This window comes from Flavilitoribacter nigricans DSM 23189 = NBRC 102662 (genome assembly GCF_002646595.1).
Classification (GTDB): Bacteria; Bacteroidota; Bacteroidia; order Chitinophagales; family Saprospiraceae; genus Flavilitoribacter; species Flavilitoribacter nigricans.
Genome location: NZ_PDUD01000043.1, coordinates 27,911 through 51,015 on the forward strand (window position 1 = coordinate 27,911; position 23,105 = coordinate 51,015).

The 23,105-nt window shown below is 46.2% G+C and carries 17 protein-coding genes; 8 read left to right on the forward strand and 9 right to left on the reverse strand.

Annotated features, from left to right (window positions below):
• Positions 1-16: 16 nt before the first annotated feature.
• The 6 genes from CRP01_RS33160 to CRP01_RS33185 all read right to left on the reverse strand — a co-directional run bounded on the left by CRP01_RS33160 (position 17) and on the right by CRP01_RS33185 (position 4,797).
• Positions 17-970 (reverse strand): hypothetical protein, encoded by a 954-nt coding sequence (locus CRP01_RS33160; protein ID WP_099154381.1) that lies wholly within the window; start codon positions 968-970, stop codon positions 17-19.
• Between the two features lie 36 nt (positions 971-1,006).
• A complete protein-coding gene (locus tag CRP01_RS33165; protein ID WP_099154382.1) occupies positions 1,007-1,783 on the reverse strand; it encodes a LytR/AlgR family response regulator transcription factor in 777 nt (258 codons plus the stop codon).
• Between the two features lie 420 nt (positions 1,784-2,203).
• The gene (locus tag CRP01_RS33170; protein ID WP_143473643.1) at positions 2,204-2,404 is read right to left on the reverse strand and encodes a hypothetical protein; all 201 of its coding nucleotides are present in this window, start codon (positions 2,402-2,404) and stop codon (positions 2,204-2,206) included.
• 570 nt (positions 2,405-2,974) lie between these two features.
• Positions 2,975-3,460: a YciE/YciF ferroxidase family protein gene (locus CRP01_RS33175; RefSeq protein WP_099154384.1), complete on the reverse strand. Its 486-nt coding sequence runs from the start codon at positions 3,458-3,460 to the stop codon at positions 2,975-2,977.
• Positions 3,461-3,489: 29 nt separating this feature from the next.
• On the reverse strand, positions 3,490-3,909 hold the full coding sequence (locus tag CRP01_RS33180; RefSeq protein ID WP_099154385.1) for a hypothetical protein: 420 nt from the start codon (positions 3,907-3,909) through the stop codon (positions 3,490-3,492).
• A 9-nt stretch (positions 3,910-3,918) separates the two neighbouring features.
• Positions 3,919-4,797, reverse strand: a complete 879-nt coding sequence (locus CRP01_RS33185) for a DUF2391 family protein (protein ID WP_170110641.1) — start codon at positions 4,795-4,797, stop codon at positions 3,919-3,921.
• Between the two features lie 247 nt (positions 4,798-5,044).
• On the opposite strand from CRP01_RS33185, the gene CRP01_RS33190 reads away from it, so the two are divergent.
• The gene (locus CRP01_RS33190) at positions 5,045-6,055 is read left to right on the forward strand and encodes a helix-turn-helix transcriptional regulator (RefSeq protein WP_099154387.1); all 1,011 of its coding nucleotides are present in this window, start codon (positions 5,045-5,047) and stop codon (positions 6,053-6,055) included.
• A gap of 171 nt (positions 6,056-6,226) precedes the next feature.
• Here the strand turns inward: CRP01_RS33190 and CRP01_RS33195 are convergent, their stop codons facing one another.
• The 3 genes from CRP01_RS33195 to CRP01_RS33210 all read right to left on the reverse strand — a co-directional run bounded on the left by CRP01_RS33195 (position 6,227) and on the right by CRP01_RS33210 (position 10,012).
• The gene (locus tag CRP01_RS33195) at positions 6,227-6,724 is read right to left on the reverse strand and encodes a nucleoside deaminase (protein WP_099154388.1); all 498 of its coding nucleotides are present in this window, start codon (positions 6,722-6,724) and stop codon (positions 6,227-6,229) included.
• A 320-nt stretch (positions 6,725-7,044) separates the two neighbouring features.
• Positions 7,045-8,487, reverse strand: a complete 1,443-nt coding sequence (locus tag CRP01_RS33205; protein ID WP_099154389.1) for a DASH family cryptochrome — start codon at positions 8,485-8,487, stop codon at positions 7,045-7,047.
• A complete protein-coding gene (locus tag CRP01_RS33210; RefSeq protein ID WP_170110642.1) occupies positions 8,477-10,012 on the reverse strand; it encodes an FAD-binding domain-containing protein in 1,536 nt (511 codons plus the stop codon). The genes CRP01_RS33205 and CRP01_RS33210 overlap by 11 nt, the downstream gene beginning before the upstream one ends.
• A 443-nt stretch (positions 10,013-10,455) precedes the next feature.
• On the opposite strand from CRP01_RS33210, the gene CRP01_RS33215 reads away from it, so the two are divergent.
• The 7 genes from CRP01_RS33215 (at position 10,456) to CRP01_RS33245 (ending at position 23,081) form a co-directional block, all read left to right on the forward strand.
• Positions 10,456-11,043, forward strand: a complete 588-nt coding sequence (locus tag CRP01_RS33215; RefSeq protein WP_099154391.1) for an RNA polymerase sigma factor — start codon at positions 10,456-10,458, stop codon at positions 11,041-11,043.
• A gap of 11 nt (positions 11,044-11,054) precedes the next feature.
• Positions 11,055-11,825 carry an anti-sigma factor family protein gene (locus CRP01_RS33220; protein WP_099154392.1) on the forward strand — a complete coding sequence of 257 codons (771 nt, stop codon included), beginning with the start codon at positions 11,055-11,057 and terminating at the stop codon, positions 11,823-11,825.
• Between the two features lie 54 nt (positions 11,826-11,879).
• The gene (locus tag CRP01_RS33225) at positions 11,880-15,248 is read left to right on the forward strand and encodes a CHAT domain-containing protein (RefSeq protein WP_099154393.1); all 3,369 of its coding nucleotides are present in this window, start codon (positions 11,880-11,882) and stop codon (positions 15,246-15,248) included.
• Positions 15,249-15,357: 109 nt separating this feature from the next.
• Complete coding sequence (locus tag CRP01_RS33230; RefSeq protein WP_170110643.1) at positions 15,358-16,992, forward strand: thiol-activated cytolysin family protein; 1,635 nt, start codon at positions 15,358-15,360, stop codon at positions 16,990-16,992.
• A gap of 174 nt (positions 16,993-17,166) precedes the next feature.
• Positions 17,167-19,050, forward strand: coding sequence for a CHAT domain-containing protein (locus CRP01_RS33235; protein ID WP_099154395.1), 1,884 nt, complete (start codon positions 17,167-17,169; stop codon positions 19,048-19,050).
• The gene (locus tag CRP01_RS33240) at positions 19,025-20,956 is read left to right on the forward strand and encodes an ATP-binding protein (protein ID WP_143473645.1); all 1,932 of its coding nucleotides are present in this window, start codon (positions 19,025-19,027) and stop codon (positions 20,954-20,956) included. The genes CRP01_RS33235 and CRP01_RS33240 overlap by 26 nt, the downstream gene beginning before the upstream one ends.
• Positions 20,949-23,081, forward strand: a complete 2,133-nt coding sequence (locus tag CRP01_RS33245; RefSeq protein ID WP_099154397.1) for a WD40 repeat domain-containing protein — start codon at positions 20,949-20,951, stop codon at positions 23,079-23,081. Before CRP01_RS33240 ends, CRP01_RS33245 begins: the two co-directional genes overlap by 8 nt.
• Positions 23,082-23,105 lie beyond the last annotated feature (24 nt).

Genomic DNA, 23,105 nt, shown 5'->3' on the forward strand with positions numbered 1-23,105 from the left:
GAATATTTTATCCATTCTATTTTGATTCCCTCTTTATCCCTTTAGGTAAAGATGGGTTTATAGAGGGGCCATTTACTTCCTGAATTTTATCAATAAAAGCCAAAGCAAACTTTCTCCATGATATTTCGGCTTCCCTAGAAGCTAATTCAGAATTACCGGAGTTGACTGCAAGCTGACCGCTTCCCCAAATTGGAGGGCAAGGAAGACCCATTACCACATCTGGAAGGTATTCACTTGAAGTACTGCGAAAGTTAGGCTCTGCTTTAAGGGTTGAAAAAGAACCATTCGCATTACTATCTGGCGCAACGTCAAATAATCCTGTGCCATAGTTTATCTCGGCTCCCGATACAGTAATTGCTTCAGGATTATTTATCAGAATAGCCTCTAGCTGAGCTTTACCAAAAAATACAAAATCTACCACATCATTCCAAAATTGATAGTGAGAGCTGGCTAGTCTACTTCCACGGGCGGCTGCAACTGCTGCTCTTGCTAGGTCGGCCCTTGCACTAGGAATTTCATTTCTAGTGGTATCTCCACCTGATAGAGCTTCTCTTTCACTTCTAGCAGCAGCAGTAAAATCATTCCATACACTGGGCGTTATTTCCAGGTTGTCGTCAAGATCAAATGTATTGGTTTGGCTGTCTTGAAAAACAAACATTGAATGATTTACCGGTGGGTTAATATCAATTCTTTGATCCGCAAAGGAAGCTTCAGCTTCTGATGCGGGTAATCCCGCTGCTATTGCTGATTCTGCAGTACGGTAAAATATAGCATCAATGTCAAACCGCCTGCTTTCTGCTAACTGTCCCATAAAACCGCCGAAATTATTTCTTTCTACCGGATCGGATAGATTGAAAGCAACTCTGGAAAAAGCTAGTCCTACCAGTTCATATCCTGACTCTGCATTGTAGGTAGTGGCTAAAGCTCGTTCAATTTGTTCCGCTGAATAGACAATTCCTAAATTTGTCATAGTGGGTAGTTTTATTTTAAATTAGAATAAGTAAGATCAAAATCTGTCAATGTTAATAAACTGACGAAGAAACAGCAGAAAATCGTCTTTCCGGGCTCGGGCAATAGGTAGTTCTGTTCCATCATGCATAACTATAATTCCGCCATCTGATTTATCGTAAGCTGTAATACATTTCCCATTGACTATATACTCCCGGTGCATACGAAAAAAGTATTTATCCGGAAGTATTTCTTCCAAATTTCCAAGCGAATAGTTACTATGGATTCTGGTTTTATCTGCCAAATACACATAGGTGAAATTCCCGTCTGATTTGCAATGGCTGAGGTCAAAAAGGTTAATGAATACAACTTTATTTCCTGACTTAATACCAATTCTGGTTAAAGATCCGATTTCCAGAGATCTTAATAGTTCAACTGCGTTCAATACCTGTTCTTCCAAAATCCTTCTTCTCCCGTAAGTTTCTACTCGAGTTACGGCCTGTTGCAGATCTTCCTGAGAAAACGGCTTGATCAAATAATCCAATGCATTCAATCGCAGTGCTTGTAGCTTAAATTCGTCAAAGGCAGTGACGAATATGGCGTTAAAATCAGTCGCACCCGCTAACTCTAATAACTCTATTCCATTGATATGCGGCATCTTTATGTCAAGAAATAACAAGTCTGGTTTTAGTTTTTTGATTGCTTTCAATCCCTCTATACTGGATGAATATTTCCCAATTATATCAACGGTTGGACGACAATCGGAAAGCATGTATTCGAGTGTGTCAATTCCTTTCGTCTCGTCATCAATGATTATTGCTGTAATCGGTTTCATACACTATATTTTCCTCTGCCTTGACAAAGAACCTAATTTTTTAATGATAAGTCTTTCAGATATGATCAACGGATACTCTCAATCCATTAAGGACATCTTAAAAATGATCAATGGGAATCTGTTGGTATTTATATGGAAGTGATTCGGAGTGAGGATCGTTAAAGATAAAATAAACTGCTGGTAAGTTATTCTGAATAAGTGTATTTTTTATTGTAAATAAATTTTCTTGAGATTAGATTCTTGGAGGGCAATACCCTTACCCCTCATGAAAGGAAGAAACAAATTATTGATTCCCCATCAGGCTTTTAGGAAGCCCTCTGGAAGGCAAATAATATAACTTTCTGCTACACCAAGTTGTAAATATTCCGCTACCGCAAGTAGAGTAAGAGCGTTCATCGAAGAAATTAATTATGGTAAATTTTACCCTGTATCCCGGATCAGTTGCGCCACCTCCGGCATATAATTTTTCTCAGCAATATCCGCCGCGCATTCGCCCAGATGGTTGCGCCGCCGGTGGTCAAAACCCCGCTCGAGCAGGAAGTGGACGATGGCGGTGGCGTCTTCCAGATCCTGCTGTACCTGTTGCCGGTTTTTAGCAAAAAAATCTTCTATGGGTTCCATCACCTTGTCCTTATCGGTCGAACGGGGATTGCGCCTCCCCGGAATAAAAGACACTGCCTGCATCAACAGATCGTTGCCTACTTCGCTCCCAACCGGTGTCTATACGGTGCAACTGCTGTGGCAAGGCGGCTGCATTAATCAACGGGTGGTGGTGAATTGAGATTTCAGTATGACACTTAGAAAAAAAGTGCAGGTTATTGAAGCGTGAGAATAGAAAACGTGCAACCGGTCACCATTAATGCGGCGACCGGTTGCATTGTTTTTCTAGGAAAAATAGGGGGAAAAAGTTAGATGGATTAAATCTGATCAATCTGTTTTAATGACTTTATTGCCCTTGCTTAGTAGGTGATTTCACCTTCAAACGTTGCCACTCCGGGATAATCCGGTGGAATGAGATTTTGTTTGGCTGGTCAGGGCCTGCCCGTGCTTCAGTCGGGCAGAAGTTTTGCCGCCCGTAACCAGTTAGCGGGATGTTAAACATGTTCGTCGGACAAAACGGAGTAATACGGCTCATTTTAACGATTGCTGATCCCCTTATCCTCTACCCACCTCATTGCATTGCAATCAGAATTACTTGATGGCCTTCCGGTTGAGCCGATCTTCCGCCATATCATTGAGCTTTTCGTCAGTAGTGTACTCCTCATCCAGGGTACGTTGAAGGGTGGAAGCAGCGTTTTTGTGACCCAATTCTTTGGCGTAGCGTACGGCCGTACCGTAACCGGCGATTTCATAATGTTCTACCCGCTGCGCAGCAGCGATCATACCGGCGTTTTTTACCTCATCTGTCATCTCTTCCTTCAGAAAGGATTTGGCTTCTTCAATCAGACCGGCCATGGCTTTGCATTTGTGTCCGCTGTGGCTTAACCCGAGTTCGTCGCATACTTCTTTTATCCGCTCAGCGTGCTTTTTGGTTTCTTCCAGATGCTGTTCAAAGGCTTTCTTCAGCTTTTTGTCTGCTGCTTCTTTGACCATAGTCGGCAGTGCCTCGATCAATTGATTCTCTGCACTATAAAGATCCTGGAGTTCGTGTTCTAATAAATCGGTTAGTGTTTTCATAATAACTAAATTTTTATTCGAAAAATGATTTAAGGTAACAAGTAGGAAACCGCCTGACATTCAAAGGGATGCGATAGCGGGTCATGAGCGAACGAAAATTCCAGGCTCACTTTTTCATCGCAACCCAATAAGAGAACTTCCGAAGTTTCTGCTTCATAGGCTTCCGGACCGTTCGGCAGCTTCAACCTGGCCTGTATTTTAAGTTGATGTACATCGTAGGTACCTTTGTTGCTTACATCAACCGGTATTACCCAGCGATTACCTATTTGCCGAATCTCATCCTGTTTTACTTCCACTAGGAATTCGGGTTTTCTCTCAGCTTGGAAAGCACCGTATAAAAAATAGCCGATCAGGCTGAAAATGATCAGGAGGCTAAAGCCACGTACTGACCACTCAACAATGGTTGGCGGAGGAGCTTTCTTCTGTTTAGCACTTTGCGCTTTACTCATAGCATCAGTTTAAAAAATTAATCGTCCTGCCGAGCTGCCCATGGTAGTTACATAACCCAGTACCGCAATCCAGGGCAGACTCACAGATAGGGGAGTAGCGAGATCGATATAGCCGAAAAGCCACAGCAAGCCTGCGCTTACTAGAAGAGCGATGAGATAGGATATGAGAGATTCCGACCAGGCGCTGTCCATAATTCGACCTTTCTTAGCCAGACTACTTTTCGTAGAAAAATTGGCAACAAAGACAAATAGATAGGATAACAACAATGAATACAGCACAATCACTATCAACTGAAAACCGTTGATGGAACTGGAAATTTGAATGGTTTCAATGGTAGGCGCGATATTCAAAGAATAAAGCAGAGCACCCAGGGAGCCCGACAGGAAGCGCTTGTAGTCTACCGCATATCCGGAAATCTCTTCCTCCTCACCCGCGTCCCCGCCACCGAGCTGGTTTTTAGCCAGACTTGCCCCAAAACCAGTAAGTACACTCTGTAAGGCCAGGAGTTTGAGCACAATGGGAAAGGGTATCTGTATCGTGATCTGATCGATCAGTAACATAGTCAGCAGACTGGCTACTAAACCGATGCCTAAACAGCTGACTGCATCAAACCAGATAGACGAACGGGATTTGTGGTGTTTGAAACCGGATACTGAGTTGTAACCTACATTGGCGAAGAAAGCGAGGACCAGTACAATAGCGATATCCCAAGAGGGAATAGCTCGTGCTCGTTCCCACATCTCTGCGGTCATATGCAGTGGTAAAGCTACGAAGAGCGCTCCGCAAAATGCCCGAAGGGCATCCGTCATCTCTACCCTATAAAGTAGTCTGTTTTTTTCCCCTTCCTGAATAAAGGTGTCCAGCGTGGAGATGGATAATAACGACAAAAGCATTCAATTTAGACCCCAAATTTAGGAGTCAAACCCTAACCGAAAAAGCCAAGATTTAATCCAAAACGGAAAAGTTTACGCTTTTTCGGAAGGCTTTACTGGTCAGGGTATCCTTGCTCCTGGTAAGCGCACAGAACATCTTATTCATCCTGACCGTTTAGGGAAATTATAAGATTTATCTGAAGGTCTGTCTTAATTATCTTGCAGTTTCAATGCTGTACTGCTCTTCTAATGCGCTAATAGTATGTTGAATTTAAACATCAGCTCTTTGCCCATGCAACAGGTCCTCCACGACCTGGCCGTTGGACTCAATACGGAAGTGACCCAGATCTGTAACTGCTATACCGTCCGTTTACCGGAACGGGTCGGTAGTGGTTTTGTGCAGGGCGTTCAGTTCCCCTTCGGCTTTGCACTACTGAACTATCAATGCCTCTTCTACCAGGATACGGTAATTCGCTTTGACCTCGATCAGGTTCATCCTATGAAGTTTTTGCATTGCTTCGATGGACACTTTACCCACTGCTTTGCTCAAAGCAATAATACGCACGAAGTGGACCGGTTTCAAAATATCGGGGTAGCGAGTAAAAGGACCCAGGGGCATGTCTTACACTTTCCCGCAAAAGTGAATACCGGCATCTGTAGTGTGGAAATGGATAGAGCAAAGTTTCAGCAAAAAACGGCTTGTCTGGCCAATATGGAATCTAGTGCGCTGACGGAAGCACTGGTTGATGCCCAAGCGCATCGGCAATTCTATCGTAAAGGAAACTATAGTGTGCAGGTTTCAGAGATCATCCAGCTGATTAAAGCGGTAGAATTCAGGGATCTGGCCAGCGGGCTGTACCTGGAAGGAAAGTCCTATGAGATCTTATCCCTGTACTGGCAGCAGTTCTCAGATTTATTGGCTACCAAATTAGATTATCCCAACATTTCCAAAATAGAATATGATCACCTCCGGGAAATTACCACTTTCATCGCCGAAAACATCCGGACGGGGCCGACTTTAGGAAAAGTAGAACAAGCGCTGCGGCTGAAAGAAAAGTATGTACAAAAACTATTTAAAAAGGCCCTTAATACTACTTTCGCTCAGTATTTAAAAGAGTACAGACTAAAGAAGTCGGCAGAATTGCTCCAGACATCTGACCTGAATGTTTCTCAGATTGTATATGCCTTGGGACTGAGCAACCGAAGCTACTTTACCAAAATATTTAAGGAAAAGTTTGGGATCACTCCTACTGATTATAAAGCGGAACCTTGACTTAACTTTGATCTATGGAATTTCCCTCCTATCTGGACTAGCGGGAGCATTCGTGCAGAAAATTACGATTAGCAATATACTCACGTTTTTAAGAGCGTAACTTTTCTGTAAAGAAATCAACGCTGCTTATTGTTCTTAAACACTTTCATAACTTATCCAGGAAATAACGCGTCAAAGCTGATCGATGTAATCTTCTTTGCTAAGGTGCTCTTCCTGCCATTGGATGAAAGGATCTAGACCCTGCTCACGCTCGCATTGATGATGGGCCAACTGCCTTTTTTCTACCGGTCGCTCTAGTTCCGCGTACAACTCATTGACGCCGAAGCCGGCAATTTTATCAGCATCGGCGTGACTGGCTGCATAGTATACTTCCTGGATCTTAGCGTAGTAAATGGCACTGAAGCACATCGGACAGGGTTCGCAGGAGGAATAAAGAGTAGCCCCTTCGAGGTGGGCAACGCCCTGCCTGCTACAGGCATCCCGGATCGCTTCGATCTCTGCATGTGCGGTGGGATCCTGTTTTGCGAATACTCTATTGAAGGATTGACCGATAATCTTACCTTCCTTCACTACTATCGCACCAAAGGGCCCTCCTGCACGGAACTGCATACCCTGTTTGGCTAGGTCGATGGCTGCCAGAATAAAATGTTTATGATTTTTCTTCTCCATTACTTTAAGGCTATTAAGGCTTACAACGATGCTAGAACAAAGTATGCCGAACCTTGGTTCGTCACTCCTTTATCGCCGTTGCCCGGCAGCGGTCCGACTGACGTTTTCCAACGATATATCATTAATCGCTTTGGTCAAACCTTACGCTATTATCAGTTTACTTTGGATGTACCATCCAACCATCCAACCATCCAACCATCCAACCATCCAACCATCCAACCATCCAACCATCAAGCTATCCAACCATCAAGCCATCAAACCATCCAACCATCAAGCCATCCAACCATCAAGCCATCAAACCATCCCTAACATGCATACCCCTAATCACTCCCTTCCTGGAAAGCCTTCTTTATATTACTAATTGACCTATTCCATTTTCCGTAAATTTCAACAGGTTCGAGGTAATCTTTGACTCCGTACTTGGCACGTTCCTCTTCGGTTAAGAGCCAGGGAGCGTGGTACAAGGGATAAGGTAAACGAGCTAATTCCGGCAGCCAGTAAAGCGTGTATCGTCCTTTCTTGTCGTATTTCATGGCCTGATGCACCGGATTGGTGTACCAAATCTCCGTAGCCTGGGTATTCCAATTCAACCAATTGCTACATACATCGTAGTCCAACAGCAAGTTTTCAAACCAGGCAGCTCCCCAGCGCCAGTCTATTTGATAATCACGGGTGAGAAAACTGGCGGCATTGACCCGCCCGCGATTGGACATGAAACCGGTTTGCTGGAGTTCTTTCATATGAGCGTCCAAAAAGGGGATACCGGTCTTCCCATCTTTCCAGCGGTCAAAAAGAGCTTCGTCATATTGCCACGATACTTTTCTTTTCCTGATCCCTCCCTCCGCGAACATCAGATTACCAAAGCGCAAGGCCTGAAACTTGAAAAAATCCCGCCAAACCACCTCAAACACCAGCCACCAGGTACTGATATTGCGTTTTATGTCGACCTCATACTGTTTCACAGTGTGATAGATCTTTCTGGGAGAAAGACAACCGTGTGCCATCCAAGGCGAAAATTTACTGCTGTAATCCAGACCCAAAGAGCGATTGCGGGTAAATTTGTAGTTCGTCAATAACTGACTTTCAAAGGTGTAATATTGCAAGCGCTGTAGCGCCTGTCGCTCTCCTCCCTGATAGATATTTTGCGCCGGGACAGCGCGTTCCACCTCAGTATAACCTATGGCATCACTGCTCGGCAATGCGCCCCAATCACGGATGTTGACTGTTGGAATGGTTGTTGGTACAGAAAAGAGATCCCTGGGCTCAGTGGCTTTTCCGACATTAATGCGAAATGCCTTGGAAGTAAGGGGAATCTCCTGCGCGGTATAGGGAATATCATCCAGATGGTACAGCGTTTTTCCCCATACTAAATGGAGGGGAACACCTTGTTCTTCCAGGGCCTTTTTCACGCCCGCTTCTACCTCGGTTTCCTCCGAGGCAATTTCCTTCTGGGCGTAGACGGCACTAGCTTCATATTTAATGACCAGTTCAGGAATAATCTGTTCGGGCTGGCCAACCGCCAGCATGAGATCGCTGCCTTTCTCCTGGAGTTGTTTTTTTAAATCTGTCAAACAGGCACACAAAAAACGAAAACGATGGATACCGGTCTTGCGAAATCCAAGTTCCAATAAGCGGTAGTGCCGGGGATCAAAACAGTACACCGGCAGCACATTAGAGGCATTACTGATGGCTAAGTGAAGCGCCTCATTATCGTGTAATCTCAAGTCATTACGCAACCAGTAAATACTGATTTTACTGCTCATGTGTTTTGTTTTTTCTGTTGTTCCCCTTTCGGCCTCGAGGGCCTTTTCGGGAACCGTGTTTTTCGTACACTTCCCGGGCTGCCTGTTGGCTGGCGGCCAACTTGCGGATCGTCCAGATCCTGTCCTTCATTTCCCGGGAAGCAGCCCACCAATCCACTAATTGAGCGGGATAGTCGCCTAAGGCTTCCTGTCGATGCTTAGTGATGGCTTCAGCTGAAAAGTCTCTTAGTTCCGGCACCCATTCTTTGATGAAAATGGTATCGGGATCTTGGTCCACAATTTGCTTGTTTGGACTATAAATACGAACGGTATTGATGCCCACCACACTGGCCTGCATCTGTAACTGACTAATGTGAATGCCCGGTTCATAGTCAGTATACATGCTTGCCATCGGGTGATCGATCAATCGCCAGTCCAGATGGAGGGTGTGACAGGCGACTGATGCCAGCATGGCGCGCATGCGAAAATTAATAAAACCGGTAACCTGGAGACACCGGATGCAGGCATCTACCAAAGGAAATCCCGTTCGTCCGTTCGTCCAGGCGCTCAAAAAGTCGGATCGGTTATCGTATTGTAGTTCCTTAAATGCCGGGTTCAAGGGTTCCAACTCCATCTTGGGCTCGGTCTCCAGACGCTGTATAAAGTGGTCGCGCCAATGCAAACGAGACAGGAATGAGGTCAATGAGGCACGCCAACGCTTGGCGGTCTGATCCTCCGATATTTTCAGCTCTTCCTTACGCGCTTGGGTAGCCTGATACACGCGCCTGCCGGAGATGGTACCCCACGCGAGATGCACCGATAAACGAGAACCGGCAGTGATGGCCGTTAACGGCGAACTAATACCTCCCTTATAATCTATGCCGCGCTCGTATAAAAAACTCTGCAAGGTAGCTTCCGCTGCCGTTTCACTAACGGTCTGCAAACGGGCTCGTTGGGAGTCCGTCATTGCAAAAGGAGTATCCTCAAACTGCAATTCTCGTTGACCGGCCAGCGCTATGGATTTCCACTTCTTGGGTATCGTTAATTTGGAGAGCAGATCAGCAGACGGTCGCGGTAGTATAGGGGAGAAAGTGAATTGCTTCCACAACTTCTGCCGTTGATCTCGATCTTTCAGGCCGCGAAATACTCCGGTCTGAGGGATTTCTTTCCACGTCACCCCCTGTTGCTTACACCATTTAGCTACGGCAATATCTCTCTCATAAGTGCGAAGTATCCCAATCTCTTCGTGCGAATATATTCCCCGAAAGGGGAGGAGTGAGAACAGCTGATCGAGTACAGCCACCACCTCTCCTTTGAATATGGCCAATTGTCCTCCGGCACTATTTATTTTTTTTCGAAGATCATTCAAGGCCTGAAGTACCGCATGAACGTGAAATGCCGAAGTTTCGGAAGCCTCCAGAAAGGACGGTTCTAGAATGTAAATGGCACAAACCTGCCTGTTTTTATGCAGGGCCTCGGTCAGTGCCGGATTATCCACTAAACGGAAATCTCGCTTCAGCCAGTAGATTACTATATCATCATTCATACTCAAGCAGTATAAGGATGCCATTCGCAGGCCGATCACTAAAAGCTGCTAAGCTTAGCGTCTCTTAGCTTTATAATGCGATTGGCTCCAGGTCCCCCACAGACATCCGGCACAGCATGGCTACTCTTAAAGGAACCAGGATTTTTTTATACGATAAATTCATCTGTCATTGGAACAGCAGCGTAAGTGGTTTGTTCTGGTACCGGCTGACGTGATTTTAAGCGGATTACTGCGGAAGCTTTCATTGCTATAACGACTGATTATGCAAGTTTTGTCGCAGGGCGGGCGGGTCGGCTGCATGAGCTCGCGCCTTTTACACGTTATTAAGTGTTCCGTCAAGCCTCGCCTCGGAAATGCGCTCACATGGTACTTCCCGTAGTTTGCGGTTTTCTGTAAAAACACCTAACTTACCAATAAAATAGTTCGTTTGCTAAGAACAATGCATGAAAGTAAGTAAAATCGCCGCGCAGGACCAACAGTATTTACGTGGCCTACAGGAGCGTGATCCGCAAATACTGACAGATATCTACGACCGCTTTTTTCCCGTTTTTGACCGATACATCTGCAATCGAGGTGGAGACGAAGCAGACGCCAAAGATGTATTCCAGGACGCTATGGTCGTGTTGTTTCGCAAGCAGCAGGAGAAAACCTTCGAACTAACAAGTAGTTTTGGGACCTTTCTGGTAGCCGTAGGGAAAAGAATCTGGTTAAAAAAAGCCAGTAGACGAGTTAAACGTCCCGAGCAACCACTCCACGGAATCGATATTCCACAGGATGCCGAAATTGATGAAAAACTGGAGCGTACCGAGCAACATCGCTTGTTCCGGGATAAGCTGGCTCAATTGGGAGAAGATTGTAAAAAGGTGCTACGGTTATTTTTTATGGGTACACCTATGTCTGAAATTGCTACCGAAATGGGATATACGAGTGAAGGCTACGCCAGAAAGCGTAAATTCAAGTGTAAACAAAAGCTGACCAAATTGATCAAGAGCGATCCTCGTTTCGAGGAAATACGTTACCAGGGCCGATAAATCAGCTGAATATGAACGAACAACAAGCTATACAGATTGATCGATACCTCAGCGGCGAAATGAGTGAAGAGGAACGGTCCGGTTTCGAACGAGCGGTGGAGCAGAGTGCAGAATTGGCAGCAGAATTGAGCCTGCAACGCGATATGGAAGCCGCATTCCGCGAACCGGAAGTGGAAGATTTGGAGGAGAAGTTAGCGATGATCACCGGTAAGACCACAAAAGTTCGGTCAATCCAAACCAGGCCTTGGAGGTGGATAGGTTTGGCTGCCTCTGTGGCAATTGCCGTCGGTATCGCTCTTTGGATGTTGCTACCATTCTCCCAATCGCTCACCGCTGAAGAGCTTTACGCAGCCCATATTGATCTTCCGAGTTCGTTAGAGAAGAACTTGGCTGCCCGTTCTGCGGATCCTGATTCAAATGAGCCCGAGAATTTGGTAAGCCAGGTATTACAGGAGGTCGATAAATTGTACCAGGAAGGCGCCTATCAAGGTGCGGCAGCGGTGATAGCCGATAATCGCGAAGCACTCTTACAATCTTCTCCGGATACCTACTATTATCTGTACGGGATCCTTTCACTGCAACAGTCAGAAATTCAATCAGCTACAGAAGCCCTGTCTCAAGTACAATCCGGTGTTTATGGGGAATCGGCGGACTGGTACCTTACCTTAGCTCGACTGCGGATAGAAGGCAAAACGGATGCCGTGAGATCGAAGTTCGAACAGTTTACTAATTATCCTAATGATCATCTGGTAACCGCCAAGAAGGTGCTATCTAGTTGGTAGAGAGGCAAATCCAAAGACTCGTATTTCTGAATAGTCGTTCAACAACTTATTCAAATGTGGTATCATAGCGCTTTTTCTGTTTTCGACCGTCTCTATGTTCGACAGGCATTTTATAGTCAAAGTAAAGGGACACTTAAAGATGGGCATCGAGTGAAACCCCGGCAGTACAGCCGTACTTTACTTTTTGGCTTGTCTTTACTACTGTTTAGCTGTACAGACAACGATCCATCGAATCTTGGAATAGATTCATCCTCCCTCCGGGATACCATAGCTGAAATCGACCTTAGCCACTCCGCTGGCCATCAGGATAGCACGTTGTATGCGGCGGCACTGCTGGACAGTGCAGCTGCACTGTTAGCCCACATGGAGTACGACCGAGCGCTGGATACTATTCAAAAGGCAAAGAAACACTACGGAGAAAGGATAGGGGAAAAAAGTATCGCGTTGATTCGCGTGCTAAACCTGGAGAGTGCAGCCTATTTCCATAAGCTCAATTTAGACAGTGCCTCCGCAAAAGCAGAACGTGCACTTGAAATCGCGGATACCATAGAAATGAAGAATGACGCGTTGCTAGGAGATATTTTTTTCAACCTTGGGAACGTCGCCATGGAAGCGGGAAATTCGTCTTTGGGCATTGATTATTTTCAACGGGATTTGTCAATAAAGCAATCGGTTTATGGCAGGGAGCATCCTAAACTAGCATCAATCTATCTGGCACTTGGAGAAACGTACAGCATTAAAGGTGACTATGGGAAAGCGCTTGGATACGCCCACCAAAGCCTTAACCTCATCCAAAAAGATGAAAATCCGGCGGTGGCGGTTACTATTGCCAATTACAATACCATCAGCAACATTTACGAGAATCAGGGGGATTTATCTACCGCCATTCAATATTTGAAGCAAGGTATTCAGCTGGGAGAACAGTATTTAAGTCCGGACAATCACCAGTTAGCCCTCCTTTACTCTAATTTGGGAAAAACATACGAACGAGTCGGGGAATATGGTTGGGCCCTGGAGTATTTACACAGGAGCCTTGGCGTGCGACTAAAGCATTGGGGAGAAAAGCACGCGCATACTTCGGATGTATACTTCAATATGGCCGTTGTCTACGGAAAGCAGGAAGCGTACGAAAAATCACTCCTGTACCTAAATAAGAGTCTGGAAATCGATTCGGTCGTAAGAGGTCCTGATCACCCGTACGTAGCTGATGCCTACAATAACATGGGGATTGTGGCAGAAAAGCTAGGGAAATTCGAAGAGGCTCAGCGCTTTTACAAAAAAAGTCTAGCGATCAAGTTCAAAACACTGGGAGAACATCATCCCCTCGTTTCCCATACCTACGCAAACATCGGATCTTTACACGAAGCTCAGGGGCTGTTTAGCGAGGCCGTTCCCTATTTTCAGAAGAGCCTCGACATCAAATTAAATACCCAAGGGGCAAACAATACCGAAATTGCGCAGACCTATTACGCCTTGGGTTTACTCTTTACCAAGATGGGCAGGTTACCGGAAGGACTGACCAACCTGCACGAAGCCATGGCAGTGCTGAATTATGACCGTCACAAGCCCATGCAGTTTGAAGCAGTCACAAATCTGGAAATTCTCAAGGATGTATTACTGGCGAAAGCAGATTACTATCGGAAAAAGCTGGCAGTCACCGACCCGTCGGAGTCTACGGATTCCGTGTACGCTCAGTACCGCGTCCTACTGGCATTGGAGGATTATGCCCAGGGAATGTTTTTAAACGAGTTTACGCGTCAATTCTACGCCTATCAGTCCCTGCCGGTATACGAAGGCGCAATTGAATTATTCATGGCGCGCAATGAACCGCATCAGGCGTTTGAAATAGCAGAGAAAACCAAGAGCCGAAGACTTGCCGAAAGTATTCAGGCCATTACGAAGAAGACGACCTTTAATTTGCCGGATTCCTTGATAAAAAGAGAGAGTGAGATAGCTGCAAAGATTTTTTCATTTGAAAAGAAAGTTTATCAGGAAGTGACGAATGACTCCTTACTGCTCATTTATGAGGACTCACTCTTCCAGTTGCGCCGAGATAAGAATTCACTACTCGAAACACTAAAGGAAAACTTTCCCGAATATTATCAACTGCGATACAGTCCGGAGATCATTAGTGTCTCCCAAGTACAGGAGCAGGTGCTGAACCGTGAAGACCAGGCGCTTGTTGAGTATTTTGTAGGAGATTCGAGTATATACCTGTTCACCGTGCTCAAAGACACCTTTTACACCACAAAAGTGGTGAAAGACTTTCCCCTTGAAGAGTGGATTCAAAATTTGCGGTGCAGTATTCTTGCTGAAGCCAGCCAGGATACGAGTGGTTGCTCAACGCTTATTACCGGAGTACCAGTTAAAGCCTTATATTCCCAATATGCCAGTTTGCTCTACGATAAGCTGTTCCGACCGCTCGAACAACAGTTAGCGCATACCTCAGAATTACTCCTTGTGCCCGACGGTAAACTAGGTTATTTACCTTTCGAAATTTTGCTGCAACATCAACCTGAAGCGTTAACCGATTTTTATCAATTTCCTTATCTGCTCAGAAAATACGCGATCGGGTACGCCTATTCCGCTACGTTACAGCGCGAAATGCAGGATAAAAAACACGCCAGAGAACCCGCCCATCGACTCTTGGCGGTCGCTCCGGTTTTCTCCGGCAGTCAACAAGTGACCAATACGCAGTTGGCAAACCGGCTCGTTGATACTACGCTCCGCCGGAATGTACTAACGCCACTTGCTTACAATGTTCCGGAGGCACAGCAGATAGCCGCAAGATACGGTGGCGAGGTATGGGTAGGAGAGGAAGCCACCAAGCAACACTTTGTTAAACGGGCGGCAGACTACCGTATCCTGCATTTATCTACTCATGGCAAGGCGAACGATAAAAAGGGCGATTATTCCTTTCTCGCTTTCCAGCCCAGATCAGCAGATAGCTTAAATGATGCTTTACTTTACAACAGTGAGTTGTATACCCTGTCTTTAAATGCCGATCTGGTGGTCTTATCCGCATGCGAAACCGGCATTGGAGAACTCCAGCGGGGGGAGGGGATCATATCTTTGGCCCGTGGTTTTAGTTACGGGGGGGCTAAAAGCCTAGTTACCTCGCTTTGGAACGTCAACGACCGGAGTACTAAGGAAATAATGGAAGCTTTTTATGATTATCTGGCGCAAGACCTGGGAAAGCACGAGGCACTTCGTCAGGCCAAGCTAGCTTATTTGGAGCGACACAAAGACGCGTCTTATTTTCAGTCCCCCTACTATTGGGCTGCCTATATCCCGATCGGTGATATGGCGCCGGTAGCACTAGCGCCGGCCTTCCGGTATCGGTGGCTACTGATTGTAGCAGTGCTGTGCTTAGCCGGATACTTTTACTGGCGGAGCAGAAACCGTCAGGTAGGCTCTAAATAGATCGTTTCCGCAAATTTTTTTATAAAAATTCTTCTAAGCGGGGGAACGTTTGGTGGAATGAAGGGCATTGATGAATGATTTTCATTACAAACCCTTAATTCCAATCACTATGTTTATCTTTCTAAATGTAAAGCAGGCGATCAATTCCTGCAAATTACTGACAACTTACCTGGTCTTTGCCTTGCTATTGCTGGCAACAGCCTGTAAAGATGACGTTTTCGAACCCCTGCCGCTTCCCAACTATGGTACCCTGCAAACTGATCCTGGAAGTCCACAGTCCGGTACAACGCTAACGGCCGGCACCACGGATACCCTACCGACGGTGGCGGGCCCTGGCGATAAGGGAGAACTACGGTGCCACAAAACCAGCTACAATGCGAGACAAATACAGGAGTTGTCCAACATGATTGCAACTGATGGGACGACCGGAATAATCTTCCCGGGAGCCATCATACAGGGTGGAGCCTTCGAAGCGGGAAACTTCACGCCGGTCACCATCCCGAAAGCCGGCGGACCATTGACCCTTAATGGATTATCTGGTGGCGAAGAGATCACCGTTATCGCCGACGTATACGATTACGACGAGGTAAGCCAGAAGATCAATGGCATGTTAAACAACGTTTCCAAAGAGGTCAACGCAACAGTTGCAAACTTTTCCTACGTACTCGAGGAAGCTTACAGTAAAGAAGAATTTCAGTTTAATCTGGGATTTGACGCCAGATACGGTTTGACCCAGGTAACCGGGGAGTTCTCACTGGATAAAGAGATTGAAGGTAGCCGGGTCATGCTAAAGTTTGATCAGGTTTTCTATACCATATCCATAAACGATCCGGAAACGCAGTACTCCCTCTTTGCCGATGGAGAAAACGCCCGCGATCCGGAACACCAGATGGGAGAGGGCAATCCTCCTCTGTACGTGAAGTCCGCTAGCTACGGTCGCCAAATCTACTTCATAGTCGAAAGCAAATATGGTACAGAAGAGGTGAAAGCGAGTCTGGATGCAGCCTATAAAGGATTAGGTGGTTCGGTGGAGGTCAGTGCGGGGCTGACCGCTTCCAAGATACTTGACGAATCGTCGATTACCTACATTGTTCGGGGCGGTGGATCGGCAATTGCACTTGAGGAAGCTCCCGGTTTCAATGCGGTTCAACGGGTAATCAGGGAGGGCGCTTCCTGGAGTTTATCCAATCCGGGAATCCTGCTCGCCTATGAACTGCGCTATCTAGCTACCCGGCAACCCGCCCGGATCGCCATGGTAACGGACTTTGTTCGCAAAACCTGTAGACTGGACCAACCCGCAGCTTACAGGATCACGCCTGTATATATCGATTGTATCGATTGTAGAGAGCTGGATCCGTTTGATGATGATAAGCGGGAATTTTCCGGTAATGCGCGCATTACTACTTCTCGGAATCCAGAGCCCCAAATATTACCGGTCAGCATATTTGGAGTGCCCCCTGGAGATAAAAAATCTTACGATGAGAACCCTGAATTACGTGGAGACATTGAACTGGAGGATCCCCGTGCTTCGGATTATATCAGGATCAATATGAATCTGATCGAGTTGGATGATCCACCCAATGCCGATGATGATTTTGGAGATATCACGCATACCCTAAAACTGGATAACCTGCTGGAGGTGAATGCTTCCACCACCCTGGATTTCCATTTTTGGGATATGGTAGGTAAAGGGGCTAATGAACAGCAGGCTATAGTACAGCTACGGATCACCCGAATCCGTTAATGAACGGCATAATCTCCTTTGTAATGGCGGACAACCGGGTTGTTCGCCATTACATATAAAGACCGAAAGAAGGATTGTATTGATCAGCAGTTTATCACAATATTTATAATAAATTATTTAAATTAGAGTTTTCCATTATATTCTCTCGTTTAAGCGTTTTGAACCCCGCGAGCGATGCAACAAATTCCAGTTATATTTCTGGCCTTTGCAAATGACCAAGATACTTATCTGCAGCTTTTGCAGCAGGAAGCCGAAGATATCTTTCGCGAATTAAATCCTCTTCAAAACCGGCAGCTCATCCAAATATACCGGGATCAACACGCTGACATTAGGAAAATTTATCATTATTTAACGGATTATCAGGGTCGGGTAGCGATTTTTCATTATGCCGGTCATGCAAATAGCCGTAAACTACATTTCGAAAAACAGGATGCAGATGCGCGTGGTATCGCTGAATTATTGGCCTTACAGAACAAATCATCTGGTGGTGAACAGGCCTTAAAGCTCGTTTTTCTCAATGGATGTTCTACGCGCAGTCAGGTCGACTACTTGCTGGAACTTGGTATTCCGGCAGTCATTGCAACTTCTGTAGAGATCAATGATGCGCTGGCTAAAGATTTTGCAGGTCAATTTTACAAGGCGCTGGCTCAACCGAATGTGACCATCGAAGAAGCATTTAGATCAGCCTCCAGTCTGACTCAATCCCTCGAACAGCTTTCACTGGGCGTATTTCACCGCGGTCTTGGTTTAACAGAAAATAATTCGACTTCTTTTCCTTGGGGGCTGTACTTAAATGGCAGTGAAGATAGTCCGGAGGCCAGGGCCGTACTGGATTATTGCCTGCCACTTGAAAATCATCGGGAGGTAATAATCTGGGGAACGCCTCATCAGACCGAAACCGGCCCAAAACTGAACGAGGAACTGGTCATGAATATGTTCCGGGAATTTAGTCAGTCCAATGATGATATTCGCAAATGGAAAGAGTTTTACGGTCAGTTCGGCAATTTTGAGTACAAGGCGGTACGTGCAGCTTTGATCAACATTTTTCCAGCACCGATCGGTCAGCAGTTTCGCAAACTGGTTTTCGGCGAACAACACGATGCCGGCCAACAGCTGAGCCGGGAACGCCTCGGGCAGATCATCAACACCTATGATGTCCTGGTACGCTTTCTCTTCTTTATTCTACTATCACAATTGTGGGAAGCCATATATGCCGGAAAGATTAAGCGAATCCCATCAGAATTTTTTGATGAATTTGAGATGTACCTTTCACTTCGCCCCTCAGAAGTACGTTTTTACAACTTTATTAAGTTAATTGAGCTTATCCAGAATATCTTCCTCCAGGCCGAGAATACCGTGCAATCGTTTATCAGGGAATTGAGCGGCCTAAAAAAAGCTTTTGATGAGGGCCGATCTGGTAGTCAGGAGAGCTCTGGCCGGGCTTTTTACGAGGCGCACATTTTTCTGGAAGACATCAAGCATAAGTTGCCCGTGGATAGCACAGAAGCAGAATTATCCAGCCTCTGCCTCCAGGGGGAAAGACACCTGGCGATCATTTTTACCCGACTCGGTTTTTGCGTGAATTACAAATTGCTGACAGTAAAATCGATCGAATATCAGAAGGTTCGATTCGAAAAGGAAGGCTATTTACTCAAATTGGTTAACCAGTTTCGCATTATCGAAGGTATAGAAGATACACAGCGCATTTCTGCCCTGCCTACCGAAGACCGGTCGGTCATTTTACTGCGTGATATCAAGGATTTTTCTCAAACACTAAGTCTTTCGCCTTTCATTATTGATGAGAATGCCCTGTTGGGGGCGCAGCGGTCCAAGTTGTACTTCTTTCATCATATTGAACAGGATGAGCAAGGTAAGCCGATCTTTGTGTTCCAGTTTACCGATCAGTTGGATTACCAGATGGAAGTGGACAGCCAATTGAAGGGTGGCACGATCCGGGTCACAGAACAAAACTTTCCAGCTGTCTTTCACCTATTTGAGCACTTCTTGAGGAGTCTCCGAAATGCCCGAACCGATGCAAAGATCAAATATGCCGAATAAAGGCGATTCCCCATTCAAGTTCCTGAACCCCTACAGTAGGGGTGATATTGATATCTTCTTCGGAAGAGATCAGGAGATCGAACAGCTCTACCAATACGCCTTCCAAGCCAATCTGTTATTGGTTTACGGCCAATCTGGAACAGGCAAGACGAGTCTGGTAAATTGTGGCCTTGCCGGTCGTTTTCAGACCTCCGACTGGCTGGATCTTTACATTCGCCATAATAGTGATATTAACGCTTCCCTTATAAAGGCCATTCGGGATAAGATGGAGGATCCGCCGGCCGTTAATACTTCCCCGATCAAATTACTTTTTAGGCTTTATTTGGACTATCTACGCCCCATTTACCTGATTTTTGACCAGTTGGAAGAGTTGTTTATTCTGGGAAAAGAAGAGGAACAGACTACCTTCATAGCAGATATCCTAAAAGTTATCGGTTTAGGCCAGGCAGATGATGAAGAGGAAAAGAAACTGCTCGCTGCAGTGGCAGCTGGGGCCTTGCCCTGTAAGGTCATCTTTATAATCCGAGAAGAATATCTGGCCAGCCTTTATGCCTTTGAAAAAGAGGCCGATGGTCTGTTTCGCAAGCGGCTACGGGTGGAACCTATGAGCCCTGGAGCGGCACGGGATGTGATTAAGCAAACTGCTGCAACGCGCAAACAAGTGCTGGCTCCTGTATCAGACATTATTGCAGAACAGATAGTAGAGGCAATAGCGGAACGGGGACGTGTTCGCCTTCCTTACCTGCAGGTTTTTCTGGATTTTTTATACCGGGAAGCTCCCGTAGTAGAGCATAAGACAACCTTCGATTTGCCGACAGTTAAACGCCTTGGAAAACTAGATGACGTGCTGGCTACCTTTCTCGACGAGCAATTGGCGGATTTTGTTATAAAAGAGCAACTCGCTCAAGGCCAGGCTATCAATTTTCTCAAGGCTTTCGTTTCCAAAAAAGGGACGCGCCGTCCATTATCGAAACCTGAACTTGCGAAAGCCCTTCCCGGCTATAGCCAGGGCGATATCATTCGAATGCTGAATTTCTTCACGGACCGTCGTATACTAAACCCGATAGAGAACGAGCAGTATGAACTGGTACACGATAGCCTTGCTGCGAAACTCTTTTCAATGGAAGCCCGGCTGGTTGAAATCCCTGAGCTGAATAGGAATGTTTTACCGGAATCACTATTCCCTGGTCTACTGCCGTATCAAGCCGACCAGGCTGCCACCTTTCTGGGAAGAGAAGTAGAAATTCAAGTGCTGTTCGATAAGATTATAAACGACCTGCGAGGCTCAGTGACATTGCTTTACGGCCCTACAGGGGTGGGTAAAACCTCTTTGATTCAAGCCGGCTTGGTGCCGCGGGTGCAGCAGCTCTTTCCTTGCCGCTTGATCAATTGCGGGAGCACGCTGGAAAATGAACAGTGGGCAGCTCTATTTGCAGCACCGGTTGGGAAGCACAATGAAATCCGCATTCTGGATATAGCCTTCGATGATCCCTTACCCATTGGAGAGCAACGGCGATTTTTATTCTTTGACCAGGTGGAAGAATGGTTTATTCATTTGGATGAGGAAGCTTTGGGTAATTTATACCGACACCTACGACAGGTTTTTCAGCACGATGTTGCCTGCGGACTCATATTCATCATGCGGGAGGAGTATTTTTCCTACTTGCCTGCTTTCCAGGCTAAAGTTCCGGAGATGCTGGAACGGCAATACAGGCTGGAACCTATGAAATGGGAACAGACCTCAATTTTGACCGACAGTTTACTGGATTTACTAGGTCTTCAAAAAAAAGAGGCGCTTCATACTCAGATCATGGAAAATGTAGTGGACAAAGAGGGGAATACCAACCTGAGTCTGGTCCAGGTGCAATTCAAATATATTCAACAACAATTGGTTGGACATGAGTAAGCTCTCCGAAAAAATTGAAACGATCGAAGGCCTGAACTCCATGAATGCTTTCGTAGATGCAGAACTGAGCACCTTGGAACAACAATCCGGTGCCGCTGCCCGGAAAGCAGGGGAGGCTGTATTGGAGCGGCTGACATCGGAAAGTGGTACTTTGACAACTTTGTCATGGGAAGCCTTGGAAAAATTGCTGCATCAGGAGGCGATAAAACCTTCTGCTCTGCCTCAGGCCATGGAGTCATTGCTAAAGGCCGGTCTGGTCACTGAATCTTCCGGGAATACCCTCCGTCTCAGCAGTAATACCCTGGCTCTTGCCTTGCAACAACGTTTCCTGGGTCGGCGCACCATACGCCGCGAAACATCGACATTGATCCGGGGGAAATATGATCGCAAAGAGCTTTTGTCAGACAAGGAACTGACTCGGGTCATGCCGGCATTGCCTTACCTGGATCTCACGCATGAAGAAATGGAGTTCGTGCGGAAGAGCGACTGGGTAGTGAAACGTCGGCGGTGGATGTTGCAAGGGGCAGTAGTAGTGGTGATTTTACTGTTGTTAGGACTTGCCTGGAGTTTATCGGAACAACGGAAAGACGCCGATGAACAACGGAAAGATGCCGATAAAGCCCGTCAGGTTGCTGAAGAAAAGCAGCAGGAAGCGCTGGATAGCGCAGAAATTGCGAAGAAGCTTCGTGCAGACGCTCAGTTATTAGCCGACTCTCTAAGGATAGAAAGGGATAGCTCCGTAGCACGCCGTGACCGGGCGGAAAGTAATGAAACAAAGGCTCTCAAACTATCCATTATTGCTAAAAGAAAGGCTGAGGAAGCCGACACCCAGAAAGTGATTGCCCTCAAATTGAATGATATCCTGCGTATGCAGCTGGACACGGTCAATAAATACCGTGATCAAGCCCTTAAAGCTGTAGATACCGCCAACCATGCCCGGAAAAATGCCGAAGCGCTGTCCCTCATTATCAAATCTCAAAATGTTGCACTAAGTGTGCCCCAACTGCCGGCAGATAGTGTAAATCGAAAAGCGATCCTGGCCTACCAGGCTTTTGACGTCAATAATAATACTCCCCTGGGCAATATATATAATGATGCCATTTACAAAGCACTTTACCATGGCTTACAATCTTTAAGCGGGGATGATAGCGATAGGATCGAAAACGTTCACCAGGAATCGCCTTTAAGTATCGTGGCTGTTGGAGATCGATATTACTCTGCCGGTATGGATGGGACGGTTAAGCAGTGGGCATTTGGCGGTCCGCCTCCTGTTCAGGTGAAGGGCATTCACCCGGAGGTACATAATCAATTGACTACCAGTGATGATGAGGAATGGCTGTTGATTTGCAGTCGGCTGCCTTTTGTTCAATTATTTAATACCAGATCCGGAGTGCGAAAGATAGTGCCATACCCTAATAAATGGGGCGCTACCGGTGCCTGGTATGAATCCGAAAGTAAAAAGTTTCTTCTTGCCGGCTACGCTGATTCCCTCTACTGGATCAATCCCGAATCCAAAGTTCCTAATGCACGGACCGACAATCAACAATCTCTGATAGCAATAGCCCGCATCAAAGGAAATTATGTGGGTTTTGATCGCAATGGAAAAGGATTTCTGAACGGGCGGGCCATGTCGGAATGGCCGGGTGGCCTGAGCGCCATAGCGGCTGCTACCCGAAATGATCAGTTGGCATTCGGAGATAAGGACGGAAATGTGTACATCGATACCACGGGGTCCGGTGTCGCTCTGCTTCGCCTCCAGGTCCATCGATCGGCAATTGTGGCCATACAATATAGCCCTGATGCACTATTCCAGGCTTCCCTGGCACGCGATGGAAAAGTTGGTATCATCAATGTAAAACAATATCTGAAGGCTCCTACGACCTATCAGCCCATCCTATTGGATCTTCCGGGGCTCTCGGCGACTGCTATCGCTTTTTCAAGAGATAGCCGGGAATTACTGCTTGGAACAGAAGATGGCCGTATCGTTCGCTTCTACTTAGATCCAAGGATTTATGCGGATCGGATCTGCCGATTATTGAGAGATAGAGGACTGGATTCGAACGATTGGCAGAAACCATGGGTGGAGCATTTTCAGGAAAAAATTAGACCACCTGCCTGTAATTAAAGTTTGGACTGGTTTAAAAAAGAA